This is a genomic window from Pseudoalteromonas sp. S3178 (assembly GCF_005886985.1).
GTDB classification, from domain to species: domain Bacteria; phylum Pseudomonadota; class Gammaproteobacteria; order Enterobacterales; family Alteromonadaceae; genus Pseudoalteromonas; species Pseudoalteromonas carrageenovora.
The window spans coordinates 1-214 of sequence record NZ_PNCW01000203.1 but is presented as its reverse complement, the minus strand read 5'-3'; the positions used below and the strand labels follow the sequence as shown (position 1 = coordinate 214).

The 214-nt window shown below is 47.2% G+C and carries 1 protein-coding gene; it reads right to left on the bottom strand.

The features are described from left to right. The coding region (locus tag CWC11_RS20625) for a condensation domain-containing protein (RefSeq protein ID WP_138684164.1) at window positions 1-214 on the bottom strand (214 nt) is incomplete at both ends.

Here is a 214-nt window from a genome sequence, read left to right as displayed (position 1 = left end):
CTGCGGTATCATTCCAGGTATTCAGTAACAGCTCACGCTCCTGTGGCGTCACCAATTCATGGGCATAGACATCCAATTCAGGGGACGTTAAAAGGGAGGACAACAAAACCTCAAAATGTCCCGCCATACGTTCGATGGTTTGTGCCTCAAACAAATCAGTATTATATTCCCAGGCTAGTATCAGGCCGTCTGCTGCTTCTGAGATATTCAGGGT